Origin of the sequence: Providencia sp. PROV122, assembly GCF_028482365.1 — a bacterium.
In the GTDB taxonomy this organism is placed as follows: Bacteria; Pseudomonadota; Gammaproteobacteria; order Enterobacterales; family Enterobacteriaceae; genus Providencia; species Providencia stuartii.
On record NZ_JAMPQI010000002.1, the window covers coordinates 256,425 to 270,752 of the forward strand.

The following is a 14,328-nucleotide window of genomic DNA, read 5'->3' on the forward strand; positions in this document are numbered from 1 at the left end:
AGCGATAGACAAAATCCGGCATTCGAAAGTATCCCACCCCATTAATTGCTAAATTGATAACAATTATCATTTAACTTTTTAGGGTAGAAAATGTTGTCCGTTCATAATGCTAAGCGCTTAAAAGGGCTAAAACTTGCCCCTTGCGCACTGTTTTTAGCAACTGCTCCATGGGCTTTATCAGCAGGGGCAGAACAAAGCTCGCAACCTAAGCATGATGTCATGCAAGTAACAACGACCTCCAGTGCTGATGACGATTATGTGGAGCCTGGCGTCACAACATTAGGCAAAATAGCCCTAAAACCAAGAGAAGTTGCACAATCTGTCAGTGTTATTGACCGAGAGCAAATCGAAAAGCAGAACCTACAAACCCTTGACGATGTTATGCAAAGAGCCACAGGGGTAACGAGTGCCCCTCACGTCAAGTTAACGACCGCCTACTATGTACGTGGCTTCCAAATTGACTCCTTTGAAATTGATGGTGTGCCAGCGTTGCTCGGTAATATGGCGAGTTCACCGCAAGATATGGCGGTGTATGAGCGTGTTGAGATCTTACGTGGCTCCAATGGGCTACTTCATGGAATGGGAAACCCTGCTGCGACGGTCAATATGGTTCGCAAACATGCACCAAAGGAAGATATGGCGAAACTCAGCTTAACAGCGGGGAGTTGGAACCGTTATCGCGGTGAAGCGGATGTTGGTGGATTACTCAATGAAGCAGGCAGTGTGCGTGGGCGATTTGTGATGGCGTGGGAGGATAAGGATTTCTTCTATGATGTATCCGATCAAAAAACACGTTTAATGTACGCGACGGTTGATGCGGATCTCACCCCTGATACTTTATTACGTGTTGGTGCACAATATCAAACTATCGATTCAGTCACCAATATGGCTGGCGTACCTATGGGGAAAGATGGTCGTGATTTGCATCTTCCGCGTAAAACCTACCTTGATGTGGATTGGGACCGTTTTAAATGGGATACCACACGCACCTTTGCTGCGATTGAGCACCAGATCAATGATGATTGGCAATACAAACTCAATACTGAATATCAACATGTTAATGCTCGCCTAATTTATGCAGGTGCATGGGGCAATATCGACCCTGAAACTGGGGATGGCGCCATGCTAATGGGGGGCGCTTATAAATTCCGCAATGAACAAATCAGTCTTGATACAAGCTTGAATGGTAAGGTTGAAGGCTGGGGGCAGAAGCATGATGTGATTATGGGGGTTAATTACTCGCATGCGAGTGAAAAGCAGTATAGCGCGGAATTTGACCCTTCACTGAATGTTCCCGTGAACGTCTATCGCTGGGATCCACACAGCGTACCTAAGCCTAATGTCGGGCCTTATAGCTCTCCAGGTGCAACGAAAACAACTCAAAAAGGCGTTTATGGTATGGGGCGCATTAAGGTTGTAGAGCCTGTCACGGTGATCATTGGGGCTCGCGATAGCTGGTGGGAATTGAAATCGCCAACGTCTAAATTTACTGAAAATGGCCGGATCACCCCTTATGGCGGTGTGATTTGGGATTTTGCAAAAGATTGGTCTTGGTATAGCAGCTATTCAACCGTTTATCAGCCTCAAACCGCGAAAACCTGGAGTGGTAAAATGCTGAAACCCGTTGAAGGGCAAACGCTAGAGACGGGGATTAAAGCGGGATTACTCAACGGTAGCTTGAACTTATCAGGGGCTATCTATCAGATAGATATCAAAAACAATCCTCAAGTTGACCCTGATCACCCGACGGGAGGCTTTGATAATTACTTTATTAGTGGGGGCAAAGTACGTAGCCAAGGTTTTGAATTAGAAGGTGTTGGCTATATTACGCCATTTTGGGATGTCTCTGTCGGCTACACCTATACAGACACCAAATATCGCGATGATAGCCAAAACAAAGGTAATGCCTACAACACGTTAACGCCTCGTCATATGTTACGTGTATGGACCAACTACGATCTTCCTTGGGATGAACGTAAATGGAGCATTGGGGGCGGTATGCAAGCACAAAGTGCTTATAGTACCACCAATGGCAATGTCACTTTACGTCAAGGGGGTTATGCACTCTTTAATACGCGTTTGGGGTATCAAATTGACGAAACGTGGAGCGCAGCGGTCAATGTGAATAACTTATTCGATCGCCGCTATTATTCAGGTCTTTTCTCTCCACAATGGAATAACCGTTACGGCGAACCTCGTAACGTGATGTTGACTGTAAAGGCTGATTTTTAATGAAATTAGTCAGTGCGATTTCCGTCATTGGCACTTTAATAGGGGGAGTTGTTCTCTCCCTATTATTCGTTCGCATTTACCCTTCGGATGATCTTCTAAACCGCTTGTATGGCGCTGTTTTTCTTGCCGTTTTTTGCACCATGGGGATGTTTGTCTACTGCTTTACCGCGAGTAGCTGGCGACAAATGTTATTACGCAGTTACGGATGGTGGCCGCTTCCTCTATTGTGGTTATTGCTGTGGGGGGGAGGACAATGAAAGTCCCACTGACGCGCAGAATGTCCGATCTACATCGTAGTGCGGGTGCATTTTTGGGCGTTTTTTTATTTGTGATTATGCTAAGTGGCACTTGGAGCTTAGGAAGTGATGCTTTACGTCTTTGGTGGAATAAAGCGCCCCTTTCAGGAGAACTCCTGCCGCTATCACAATTACTAACGTTACAGCCAGAGGCTGCATTGGTGCAGTTACCTCAATCAGCCAATCCTACCATCACTTTTTGCCTTGGGATGGGGCAGTGCGATAACAGCTATAGTGCCATTACGGGCCAAGCTTTAGCGCAGAATACTCCTGCAATGTGGCTGGTCACATTGCATAAAAACCTATTTATTGATTTTCCAGGACGTATTCTGATTAGCCTATTTGGTTTTGCGTTGGCAGTACTGTTAATTAGCGGCTTTATTATTAACCGCCGCAAGCTAGCTTCGATGATGCGCTTACCGCGTCGGCTGAATTTACGCTTATTTATTCATGATCTGCATAATTGGCTGGGATTATGGTGCTATCCATGGCTAATTTTATTTGCTGTGACAGGGGCGCTTTCAGGGTTAGGTGCGTTAGGAACCGTTGGCTTGGCATCAAGTGTAAGCCCTGATAATCCACAGTTGGTCATGCAGCAATTGATGGGGGGCTTTCGTAAGGTTGATAACCACCAAGTAGTTCTACGCGAGCATCAACCAGAGCAAGTATTCGAGTGGCTTAAACAAACTTATCCCTCTTTTACGCCACAAACCTTGATGCGCCAAGGCGATTCATTGGTGATTGGTGGAGTACACGCGGGGCAACCGGGTAGTGCCAACTTTGAGCAATATCGTTTTGATTTGAATGAAGGGCGGCTTGTTGGTGTTCGAGACTCCTCTGATCACGCTTTCTGGACTCGTGCTTTTATCAGTATTCAACCACTGCATTATGGCCAGTATCAATGGCTACCAAACGTCGAAACGCTATTTAGCGTTTTGCATTTTATCGCGGGATTTAGTGGCTGTGTCTTGGTAGCGAGTGGGTTGGCAATGTGGTGTTGGCGGCATGCAGCCTCGCGGATTGCCGGGGGGATCGTTGGATGCTGTGGTGGACTGTTGCTGTCAGTAAGCGCATTGCTGGTTGTGATGTCTCTGTCATTAACATTGCCAATAAGTGCTTTTTTCCTGTGCTGGGGAGGCATTTTTATCCTCTGTCTAGTGATTAAAAATGCTCGCAAGATGCTGATTTTAATTGCTGCTTTATCAACTTTACTCTTTTTCATCGCATTTATTTTCTCGTTATGGCAGCAGCCTGCTGGCTTTAACCGTATTGATGTCATGCTGCTATTTTGTGGCTTGTTTTTGTTATTAACACTTGGATGTGTGGCTAAGTTATCTGCGACACAAAAAAGTGGTCGGAGTGGATATGAAAGATCTGTTACAGAATAAACAACTGGTGATGACCTTAGGATTGTTATACCTCGCTCAAGGTATACCGATGGGGATTGCGATGGATGCTCTACCTACCTTTTTACGACATGATGGTGGTGAGTTAAAGGTACTCGCATTTTTGCCACTTGTGGGCTTACCTTGGGTAGTAAAATTTTTATGGGCATCTTTTGTTGATAACCATTGGGGAAAACGGTTAGGACGTCGTAAGAGCTGGATTATCCCTATGCAGGTTATCGTGACACTCACCATGTTTGCACTTAGCTTTATTGGTTTCTCTGTGGAAAATGCACTGGCTTGTGTTGTATTGCTATTTATTGCTTCTTTAGCGAGTGCGACACAAGATATTGCCACCGACGGTATGGCGGCAGAACAAGTCAGCGGCTCAATGCTATCAAAAATCAATGCCGTGCAGATAGCGGGCGTGATGGCTGGCTTTTTTATTGGTGGTGCAGGGCTGATGATTATGAGTGAGTCATTGGGTCAGCATATGGCATTAGCGATTTTGGCTTGTGTGCCGTTGTTAAGCCTGTTTTTTATTTCGTTGTGCCCATTAAAAACATCACAAGCCATTCAGGAAGATGAAAAAGCGAGCTTATTAAAAACCTTTAAGCGTCAAGGTGCACCTCGTCTACTGCTGCTAACCTTACTTTCTGCGGTGACCGCCGTTTCTGGTTTTGGTTTGGCAAAATTATTCTTAAATGATACAGGTTGGTCGCTGGCTCAGATTGGGAAAATGGGAATGGCGGGTGGCATGGTCACGTTAGTGTTAGGTTGTGGTGGCGGCGCTTGGTTGATTGGTAAAATCGGCGTCTGGCGCGCATTCTCATTTGGCCTATTATTCGCATTACTCTCATCGCTATTATGGACATTCCAGTCGATGAGCGGCGTATCAATGGCATTAGTGGCTACCTGTATCACACTTGGTTCATTATCTTCCGGTGTCACTTCTGTGGCGATTATGACCGCGGGTATGCAATTCGCTTCTCGCTATACGCAAGCAGGAACGGATATGACAGCAGTACAGAGTACTCGTGATATTGGTGAATTGGCTAGCTCAATGATGCTGGTGGGGCTAACGGCGGCGGTAGGCTATTCTGGCGGGTTTATGCTAGGGGCTGGTATTGCATTTGTTGCATTATTAGTCACCTTTTCTCACTATCGTTATATGAAAAAAATCGAAGCTTAATTGTCATCTTCCTGCCCACTCCTTGGGCAGGAATTGTTATTTAAAAGCGATAAGTAAAATCAACTGAAACCGTTCTACCTGGCGCAGGCATCAAGCTAAGCGCCATTGGATCAACATAGTATTCATTAGTGAGGTTAGTGACGGTAAGGTTGATATCCGCATTAGGGGTGAACTGATAATTAGCGTAAGCATCATAAGTCACGGTTGATAAATAAATTAACTGGGTTCCCGTCATCCCAACGGTATTCCATGAACGGTTTAACTTATGAGTAGGACCGCTATTATAGATACGGCGAACGCCAATATCTAAGTTGCGTTCATCAAGTAGCCTCACCCCAAGTGTTGTATTGATGCTGTATTTGGGTGGGTTAGTGATATTAACTAACGAGGTGCCAAAACCACCATTCACACAGTTTGGGGTATTAGGATCGCCATAAGCGTACTGACGAAAACGCTCAGCAGTTTTCGTATCACACGTTGTGGCTTCTAAATAGTAGTTACCCGATACATCAGCATAGAAGCGACCTTGATCATAAGCTAAGCTATATTCAATACCGGATGTTTTATAAAGATCCACATTCTCTATGAACCAAGAAGCGTTATTTGGGTGATAGCCTCGAGTGATCATGTCATGTAAGTCACTCTTAAACCAGGATACCTTAGCGGCAAGTTTATCTTCTTCGGTAAATAGTGAGTTTTGTACAGTTGATGCACCGATTTCAAGAACTTTGTTTTTCTCTGGTTTTAAATCAGCAGACGGCATTGAGGTCCAGTTGCCTAAAGTTGACTCAAAGATAGTTGGGTTCTTAACGGCTTCACTGTATTTAACATAGATTTGACTATTGTCATCAAGGTGAAATGCCAGCCCTACCTGTGGGCTGAAATCGCTTCCTTTCCGCTCAATAGGTTTGGTGTAAGCGTATTCTGTGGTGACTTCTTTTTTCAGATAACCTTTTTCCCCTCTTGGGTCAGGGTCATAACCATCAAAGTCATACTTTTCGCCAAGCGTTGTGTTTGCGTATGGGGTTTTCTTTAAAGAGTCTAACGTATAGTTTCCTTGTTCATCAGGCCACCACTCCATATACCAGCTTTCAGGCCATTTGGTGAAATATTCACCGTTTTTCTTTAAGCGAGCAAACGTGTACTCTTGAGTGCGAGATTTCGCCGCATAAGCGGTGCTGTTTCTATCTCTAACATGATATTCGGTATAACGCCCTCCAACTTGAACTGTTAACCAATTCACGGGTTTATATTCTAGGGAGCTTGATAAGCTATACTCTTTGCGAACACCACTGCGCAAGAAATAGTTTTTTTGCAGATTTTCTTTTAGGACAGGTGAATTAGGGCCAGTATCTTCATACTGGAAAGCACCACCAATTGTTAAATTAAACTCACCAAGACGATTTTCGAACGTTGAGCGGTTGGTTAAATTCACGCCATATCTATCCGCTTTAATATCGGATAATAGCCCTTGTTTGTACTCTTCACTTTGTGGGTCTGGACGCTGCTCAGTACTTTGATCGAAAACAGGAACGTTACCGATATTTGCATTGTACATACGGCTGACTGAGTGGGTATACCACAATTCAGAGGTCAAATTGACCCAATCATTATCCGGATCAAAATTGTGCTTTGCTGATAATGAATCAATGGTAATTTTACTCGGGATAAATTGATTAGATTCCCCTTTGCTATTGGGGGTTGTAATCATCGATGGCATGATTTCACCCCATTTAGCGTCATAACGGCGATAAATTAACTCGAGCTTTTGGGTATCAGTAAGCTCGCCAGCCCCTTTGACTAACCAAGATTCACTATGGCTATGGGTATCAAGAACCTCTTTTCCAGCAGGATAGGCGTCAATCACCGCGGCTGTTGTCATCCCCGTGCCACCCGTTGACGAATAATGGGCGTCACGATAGCGTTTCGCGCCGTTTTTACCTGCAAAATAGTTACCTTGATTACGGTAGGCGTAAGCTGCAAGTAATTGATAGCGATCCTGATCTGTTGCGATAGCGACACTACCAAAGCGGCTATTCATATTCGGCCACGGATTGGCGTCATTACTCTCTTTGGTTTTAGTATAAAAACCGGATCGTTCTGAGACCGTGTTATTGGCAAGCCCCCCTCTTAAACGTACCCCAAAAGTTTCACCTTTCGGAATAACATCGGCAGGTTGTAAGGTTGTGACCCGCACCGCTCCTCCGATAGCTCCCGCGCCATCTGTCGCAAGGGTAGGACCTTTGTCGATGGTAACATGGCTAATCAAGTCGGGGTCTAAATAGCTGCGTTGCTGTACACCAGCGTAACCACGGTAAACATCAATGGATTGCTGCGTACCGTCGACAATAACGGGAACGCGGCTTTGACCTTGTAAACCGCGAATATTGACATCTAACGCTCCGCCATTACGAATATCCCCAAGATGGACGCCACTGACGCCACGTAGAAAATCGGCTGCTGAATTACCTCGGAATCTCTCAACGGTTTTGCCATCAATATAGGACGAGGAGCCAAGCTGCAAATAAGGATATTCAGCATCTAGCTCCTTTTGTGATTTTGCGGAAACTTTGAGAGGGCCTAGTTGTGTTGGTTCTTGAGTTGCACTCTGTGCAGTCATCATGCCGCTTGCCATAAACGGACTCACACCAATCATTAATTGAAGAAGCCGAGTGACAGGCTTCATAGTGTCATTTTTCATAGCCATTATTGTTAAAGGTCAATCGGTAATGAGATTGTAAATAATAATTATTATCATTCAATAAAATAACTAAACATTAACAATAAAAGATAGATTTGTACTAATGTATTGATTTAGAAAAATTATAAACATGACTAATTTGTATTTAGGCAGTCAATATAATTACATAGTGTTTGTTGGGATATTGAAAAAAAGAAGGGTGACTGTATCGGTAGGAACATATTGCTTAGAAAGGACTTTCTTAGCGTTGGATCAAAAAGAGGGGCTATATCGCATAGCCCCTCTAAGCATATTGATGGTTTAATTCGTTATGCGGTTACTGCTAATGTCTGGTGCATAACTGGGTGGAATTTACGTTTGAAGTAAATTAACCCGTGACCTTCTTCTCTCACGATAATCTGCTTCATTTCAACCAAATAAACAGAATGCGTACCAATGTCTTGCACTTGGGTTATTTCACCCTCTAGGTTAGCAAGTGCATCTTTCAATAATGGTTGTTGCAAAATACCTTTATCCCAGATGCTCCAAGCAAAGCGCTCTTCCATTGTAGAGCCTTTCATTCCCGCGAAGTGGCACGCCATCTCTTCTTGTTCATGGTTAAGGATATTGACACACAGGCGGCCATTTTCTTGAAAGACCGCATTCATAGCGCTGTTGCGGTTAACACACACCATCAAAGTGGGTGGCGTGTCCGTGACTGAACAGACTGCTGTTGCAGTAATACCGCAGCAACCTGCTGTGCCATCCGTGGTGACTATGTTAACTGCTGCACCAAGACTTGCCATCGCATCTCTGAAACGCAGGCGATGTTCATTTTCTAAAGACATATTGACCTCCTGCTGCCGATTATTTCAGCAGCGAATCTAACTTATTAATATCGTTGTTGTTATGCAGGTGTGGGCGTTTCCAACCATGCTGATCGTAATCAGACAGGCAGCGGTCAACCATATCTGTCATTGCTTTCATATTACCCGAACCATAAGCATGGCGTAGACATTGCAGACGAATTTCGTCCTGACTACCCGCATAGTTGATTTCATAAAGCTCATGACGTCCGCCAAACTCGCTTCCAATCGCATCCCACATTAGCTTTAACACCTTGATACGTTCTACATGATCCATACCGTTAGAGCCACGCACATATTTTGCCAGATACTTATCGATTTCTGGGTTGTTCATGTCTTTCACACTGGATGGTAGATATATCAAACCACTGGTGACATTACTTTCTATGATATTCTTGATTTTCGTATAGGCCATTGGTGCCATTACGCGATAAGTTTGGATTGCTTGCGTATCTGGCAGATAGGCTCCGCCTTCCCAAGCCTTCGCTTCCGAAGTCATTGCATCGGTAAGTGACCAGAATAAATTACGCCATGCGACCACTTCACCTAAGTCTGCTTGTACACCACGGAAGTCGACAACTCCAGTACATTCAAGGCTTTTTTGCAGTAAGCCTGTAATGAAATCCAATTTAACCGCTAAACGCACGCAGGCTTGTAATGGGAACAAGCGAGCGAAACCACCTTGTACAGCCCAATTACGCGCTCTATCAAAATCACGATAAATTAATACGTTTTCCCATGGAATCAACACATGATCCATGACTAATATCGCATCATTTTCATCAAAACGGCTTGATAGTGGGTAGTCAAAAGGTGCGCCTGTTACGCCAGCAACTAATTCGTATGATGCGCGTGAAATTAGTTTCACACCATCAGCGTCCATTGGTGCGACGAACATCAGTGCAAAATCAGGGTTATCCCCCATCACTTGTGCAGAGCCGAAACCGATAAAGTTGTAGTGAGTTAGGGCGGAGTTAGTGGCAACCACTTTTGCGCCGCTGACGATAATACCTGCATCAGTTTCTTTTTCCAGCTTGATATAGACATCTTTTACTTCATCAGCAGGTTTATGGCGATCGATTGGTGGATTAACAATCGCATGGTTAAAATAAAGCCCACTTTCTTGAATACGTTTATACCAATTACGCGCGTTATCAGCGAATTGGCCGTAATATTCTGGGTTAGCCCCTAAACAACTGGCGAATGCCGCCTTATAGTCTGGAGTGCGTCCCATCCATCCATAGCTTTGGCGTGACCAATCAGCGATGGCGTCACGTTGTTGGCGCAGTTCATCGGCGCTGGTGGCGAAACGGAAGAATTTGTGTGTATAGCCGCCGTTTCCGGTATCTGTTCCCCAGCAAAGGCTGTCATGAGTTGCTTTATCATGGAGTGCATCATATAACTGTCCTATTGAAGCGGCTGAATTACGAAATGCTGGGTGAGTGGTGACATCTTTAACACGCTCACCATAGATATAAATTTCACGGCCATCTTGTAGGCTTTTTAAATATTCTTGGCTGTTAAATGGGCGTTTGGCATCTGAGCGAAAATCTTCTGGTTTCATGTCTACCTCGTTATCTCACAAACAGCGCCGGCGCATCATAGGGTACATATTTTCGCTGGCATCTGGATTATGTTAATTTTATGTTTATTTTGTGTTTCTTAATTGAAGCTTTTTATTTAAAAATAAGAAAGAGACTTTAGAAAGGATCGCTGGTACTTTTCGTTGAAAAAGAGAGTTTATGATAAGAATGTGATCACGGTAGTATTTTTAATATTAACAAATGATCGATACACTATGAAAATAATCATTATATTCAATAAATTAAAATTTATTAACTACTTAATGAGTTTAAATTTTACAGGATTTTTTGATAAAAAAACTACCAATAAAAATTGCTTTATCAGTGATTTTTAAAAGAAAAAGTACTTTTCCTAGGAAGAAAAAAAGGTGTGCTGATCTTTCTCTATCGAGAACCGATGACAATAATAAAGTTAACAAAAAGTTGCATTGCAAGACGTTGTCGGTGCTAAAACTTCTCTTAGGTTAAGCGTACTACAATAGCGAAGATTGAGTTTTCGATATGTAGCACGCTGAGTTCCAGTAAGAGAAGCGCTAGGCGATATGGTTTTTTTTCAATAAAAGATCTATCGATTCATTGATTAAGTTACCAATGTGCAAGTAGTTATCCATATTTCTATCGCCATTTCGAAAACAGATTTTAGATTTTATTTCTGAATACGAACCTAAAATACTCGTTGGCTGCTCTGTAGTATGTCCTTTTTGGGTGACAAATTGATGGTTTATAGGGAAGCTTATCAAGGAGGCTGAAATAAAGTTATCGGGGCATTTTGTTGAAGAAACGATCAGCAAGTTTAAGGACATCGAGGCGAGCTGGGCAAACAGTTCCTCTGAGCTATCCACCGTGACTATTAAGTTAATATTAGGGTCACTTGCTAAGACGGCTTCTGTAATGTAGGAGGCAAAATACTCTGGTAATGAATCAGAAATGCCAATATGAAAAGTTTTTATATTATTATTTGTAGATTGCTGTGCAATGGCTTTAATTTCTTCTATCTCTTTTAAAATAATCTTGCTGTGCTCTAAGATTTGTAGACCCAAAGGTGTAAAGTTAACCCGACGGGTGGTTCTTTCTAGCAGAAAACAGCCGAGTGTGTTTTCTAGTTTACCAATCTGAATACTTAAGGTTGGTTGAGCTACATTGCAATATTGAGCCGCTTTTTTAAAGTTAAGAAACTTACCTAATGCGTTTAAATACTCGAAATCTCTAATATTCATTTTGTTGCCTCTGCTGTGGTTTAAAAATCAAATTTCGTTGTTATTGTCCATTGCTTACATGACTGAGAATGAGTACTAATAAAAATTAAACAAAAATCATTAAAGTAATGGGATAATAAAACATCTGTTTTCAATGAAGTCAGTTTTACTTAGCTGATGACTAAACTCATTCATAATGAAATCTCGAATTAATCCATCATTGTTAAGGTATTACATAGGAGATATCATTATCAGATAAGTTTATTCAGACAGAGGTAAAATATTTCTCAATACGACCCATACTTTTTTAATAAAAAAGAATTAGCATGATTAATTGTAATCTTCTTATTCTGTTAGCAATAAAAATCCAATCCTGATTTTTAAAGTTGTTATATCTATTTGAATAACAAACAAATATAAAAAATAAAGAACAAGATCTCGCATTAGGCATATAACTAAAAATCAGACTAGCGATTGGATTTTGTTGATTCATAAAATCTACCCTATAAATAGGCGTTATGATTAAACAGTTTCTACCGAATCTTTCAACCAGCGATGAAACTGTGAGCCAAATGTTTGATGCTGACGACTATATTCAAAGAACGCTTTCATATACCCCATTTTATCGCCACAATCATGAGAACGCCCCTTTATGTGATAACCTTCGATAGCATGGGTTTTCAGAAGCATGGATAATGCATCCGTCAGTTGGATTTCATTACTCTTACCAATAGGTGTTTTTGCCAGCAATGGCCAAATCTCTTTACTTAAAACATAACGGCCAACAATAGCTAAGTTTGATGGCGCACTCTCTTTATGTGGTTTCTCTACAATCGCATAGATATTATTAAACTCTCCGCTATGAGTAACCTCATTATGGCAATCTACAATCCCGTAATTTTCGACATGCTCGATATTGACTTGTTCAATTAATATTTGGCTTTTTCCTGTCGAGTAAAAGCGGTCAATCATTGCGGGTAAATTATCAGATGCGTAATTACAAGCATATTCATTAATAATGACGTCTGGTAAAACAACAATAAAATCATTATCACCAATAAAAGGCTGAGCACATAATATCGCATGGCCTAGACCGCTTGCACAGCCTTGTCTAACATGCATAATTTTTAAATTTTCAGGGCAAATACCATTTATTTCATTGAGTAATTGCTCTTTCCCTTTTTGTTCTAATAACGATTTTAATTCAAAAGAGGTATCAAAATGATTTTCAATTGAATTTTTAGATGAATGAGTAACAAATATAATTTCATTGATACCCGCCATATAACATTCTTTTATTATGTATTGTATAATAGGTTTATCTACAAGAGGTAACATCTCCTTAGGTATCGCTTTTGTTGCTGGTAGCATGCGAGTACCTAACCCCGCAACAGGTATGACAGCTTTCAACATATATAATCCTTGATAAATAAAATATTTATTATAATCTTTACTTGTTGAGTGTAGTTTTCAACTAAGTACGGTTTTAAATTTTATTAGTTAAAACAGCTATATAGTTAAACCTAAATACATTTCTTTATTTGATTTCCTCCTTGTTTTTTCGCATGGTATAAGGCTATATCGGCATTTTTTACTAAACTCCCTAAACGCTCACCATCACGCGGGTATTGTGCAATGCCGACACTAATATTGATATTCGATACTTCTCCTTCTAAATGGCAATATGAACAAGTCCCCATAAAGTGAACCAGCTCCCAAAAGATAGATTCTGCATGATGATGATGTATGTCATTCACCATTAACACAAATTCATCGCCACCTAATCGAGCAAAAATAACCTCACTCGGTAAGTGTTTTTTTACATTTTTAGTGAACTGTTTTAATAGTCGATCACCATAACCATGACCAAAGGTATCGTTTATTTTTTTAAATTTATCAATGTCAATAAGCGCCAAATAGCATTCTGTTTTACTATTTTTGGCTAATTTAAGAGCTTCTTTGCCTTTTCTATAAAAACCATATCTGTTTAATAGTCCAGTTAGAGGGTCATGGTATACTTGGAAAGAGAGTTTATTCTTAGCTGCTATTAGCCTTGTTACTTCAGATAAAATAAGACAGTAATGATAGACATTGTTGCTATTTTCTTCTATCTCCATTAATCTAGCTATAAAAAATATTTTTTTATTTTCTTTAGTTATAAAAATAATATCTTCAGTGTTACTATAATTAGAAATAAAATCAAGACTGTTTTTTTCTAAAATCAACTGATTATTTATTATGCTTGGCTTATATCCAATAACATCTGCATGATTGTAGTTGTAAGTTTCTAAGAAACGTTGACTAACATATGAAACTCTTCCATATATATCAATTAATAAAAAAAGACAGGTTTGACCAATGATTAAGTCCAATGAGATTTTTTCATTTTTTATTGATAACTCTTTGGTTTTATTAATCATGATAATTTATATTTGATGAATCTATTTAAATAAAGCATAACGAAATATGAAAATATCTTCAGTTGCATTTTCATTCCACAATACAGGCACTGATTTATTACCACCTTGCGATGTTAACCACTGAGTATATAAGCCTTCTAAAATACTAGCGCTAGCTCGACGCCATTTTTTATTGACCGATTTAGGCGCGTGAGGCCACGCACAATGCATAATAAGCAATTCACTATTTGCGGGTGCCATTTTAACAAACCCCCAATTGAACACTTCTAGAACAGTATTAATATTTTTTTCTAATTGACTTAATGTACTTGAATTCTCAATAGTGTGTAATTCACCAAGCTGTTGCCCAATTCGCCGTAGCGTTTTACAGCCTTCATTAGTTTCACCTGACGAAAACTCATAAAATAAAAAATTAATTAAATCATGCCAGCCTGTTTTATAACCACGTTGTAAGTAACTATCTTGGTCAAACATCATT

11 protein-coding genes are annotated in these 14,328 nt (G+C 41.0%); 4 read left to right on the forward strand and 7 right to left on the reverse strand.

The window, feature by feature from the left end; all coding sequences use genetic code 11:
• The first annotated feature begins 90 nt into the window (after positions 1-90).
• Genes PSE69_RS02805 through PSE69_RS02820 form a run of 4 tightly spaced genes read left to right on the forward strand, consistent with a single transcriptional unit; the run spans position 91 to position 5,105 of the window.
• The gene (locus tag PSE69_RS02805) at positions 91-2,232 is read left to right on the forward strand and encodes a TonB-dependent siderophore receptor (protein WP_272674945.1); all 2,142 of its coding nucleotides are present in this window, start codon (positions 91-93) and stop codon (positions 2,230-2,232) included.
• Positions 2,232-2,489 (forward strand): hypothetical protein, encoded by a 258-nt coding sequence (locus PSE69_RS02810; RefSeq protein WP_121875022.1) that lies wholly within the window; start codon positions 2,232-2,234, stop codon positions 2,487-2,489. The genes PSE69_RS02805 and PSE69_RS02810 overlap by 1 nt, the downstream gene beginning before the upstream one ends.
• Positions 2,486-3,916 carry a PepSY-associated TM helix domain-containing protein gene (locus PSE69_RS02815; protein ID WP_036941739.1) on the forward strand — a complete coding sequence of 477 codons (1,431 nt, stop codon included), beginning with the start codon at positions 2,486-2,488 and terminating at the stop codon, positions 3,914-3,916. The genes PSE69_RS02810 and PSE69_RS02815 overlap by 4 nt, the downstream gene beginning before the upstream one ends.
• Positions 3,894-5,105, forward strand: a complete 1,212-nt coding sequence (locus PSE69_RS02820) for a RhtX/FptX family siderophore transporter (protein WP_036941737.1) — start codon at positions 3,894-3,896, stop codon at positions 5,103-5,105. Before PSE69_RS02815 ends, PSE69_RS02820 begins: the two co-directional genes overlap by 23 nt.
• A gap of 40 nt (positions 5,106-5,145) precedes the next feature.
• On the opposite strand, the gene PSE69_RS02825 is transcribed toward PSE69_RS02820, so the two are convergent.
• From PSE69_RS02825 to bcsD, 7 genes are all read right to left on the reverse strand, one after another.
• On the reverse strand, positions 5,146-7,806 hold the full coding sequence (locus PSE69_RS02825) for a TonB-dependent receptor domain-containing protein (protein WP_230088984.1): 2,661 nt from the start codon (positions 7,804-7,806) through the stop codon (positions 5,146-5,148).
• Between the two features lie 308 nt (positions 7,807-8,114).
• Complete coding sequence (gene hpaC / locus PSE69_RS02830) at positions 8,115-8,633, reverse strand: 4-hydroxyphenylacetate 3-monooxygenase, reductase component (protein WP_004927299.1); 519 nt, start codon at positions 8,631-8,633, stop codon at positions 8,115-8,117.
• A 19-nt stretch (positions 8,634-8,652) separates the two neighbouring features.
• Positions 8,653-10,215: a 4-hydroxyphenylacetate 3-monooxygenase, oxygenase component gene (gene hpaB / locus PSE69_RS02835; RefSeq protein ID WP_004927302.1), complete on the reverse strand. Its 1,563-nt coding sequence runs from the start codon at positions 10,213-10,215 to the stop codon at positions 8,653-8,655.
• A 552-nt stretch (positions 10,216-10,767) separates the two neighbouring features.
• The gene (locus PSE69_RS02840) at positions 10,768-11,451 is read right to left on the reverse strand and encodes a LysR family transcriptional regulator (RefSeq protein WP_036941733.1); all 684 of its coding nucleotides are present in this window, start codon (positions 11,449-11,451) and stop codon (positions 10,768-10,770) included.
• A gap of 501 nt (positions 11,452-11,952) precedes the next feature.
• Positions 11,953-12,843 (reverse strand): UTP--glucose-1-phosphate uridylyltransferase GalU, encoded by an 891-nt coding sequence (gene galU, locus PSE69_RS02845; RefSeq protein WP_004927318.1) that lies wholly within the window; start codon positions 12,841-12,843, stop codon positions 11,953-11,955.
• A gap of 110 nt (positions 12,844-12,953) precedes the next feature.
• Positions 12,954-13,850, reverse strand: coding sequence for a sensor domain-containing diguanylate cyclase (locus tag PSE69_RS02850; RefSeq protein WP_040132855.1), 897 nt, complete (start codon positions 13,848-13,850; stop codon positions 12,954-12,956).
• 21 nt (positions 13,851-13,871) lie between these two features.
• Positions 13,872-14,327: a cellulose biosynthesis protein BcsD gene (gene bcsD, locus PSE69_RS02855; protein WP_004927325.1), complete on the reverse strand. Its 456-nt coding sequence runs from the start codon at positions 14,325-14,327 to the stop codon at positions 13,872-13,874.
• Position 14,328 lies beyond the last annotated feature (1 nt).

What these genes read in the sequence shown, in the direction of transcription:
- PSE69_RS02850 (WP_040132855.1), bottom strand. Translation starts at nt 13,850, where the DNA reads ATGATTAATAAAACCAAAGAGTTATCAATAAAAAATGAAAAAATCTCA.
- PSE69_RS02825 (WP_230088984.1), bottom strand. Translation starts at nt 7,806, where the DNA reads ATGAAAAATGACACTATGAAGCCTGTCACTCGGCTTCTTCAATTAATG.
- PSE69_RS02840 (WP_036941733.1), bottom strand. Translation starts at nt 11,451, where the DNA reads ATGAATATTAGAGATTTCGAGTATTTAAACGCATTAGGTAAGTTTCTT.
- PSE69_RS02820 (WP_036941737.1), top strand. Translation starts at nt 3,894, where the DNA reads ATGAAAGATCTGTTACAGAATAAACAACTGGTGATGACCTTAGGATTG.
- PSE69_RS02805 (WP_272674945.1), top strand. Translation starts at nt 91, where the DNA reads ATGTTGTCCGTTCATAATGCTAAGCGCTTAAAAGGGCTAAAACTTGCC.
- bcsD (WP_004927325.1), bottom strand. Translation starts at nt 14,327, where the DNA reads ATGATGTTTGACCAAGATAGTTACTTACAACGTGGTTATAAAACAGGC.
- hpaC (WP_004927299.1), bottom strand. Translation starts at nt 8,633, where the DNA reads ATGTCTTTAGAAAATGAACATCGCCTGCGTTTCAGAGATGCGATGGCA.
- PSE69_RS02810 (WP_121875022.1), top strand. Translation starts at nt 2,232, where the DNA reads ATGAAATTAGTCAGTGCGATTTCCGTCATTGGCACTTTAATAGGGGGA.
- hpaB (WP_004927302.1), bottom strand. Translation starts at nt 10,215, where the DNA reads ATGAAACCAGAAGATTTTCGCTCAGATGCCAAACGCCCATTTAACAGC.
- galU (WP_004927318.1), bottom strand. Translation starts at nt 12,843, where the DNA reads ATGTTGAAAGCTGTCATACCTGTTGCGGGGTTAGGTACTCGCATGCTA.
- PSE69_RS02815 (WP_036941739.1), top strand. Translation starts at nt 2,486, where the DNA reads ATGAAAGTCCCACTGACGCGCAGAATGTCCGATCTACATCGTAGTGCG.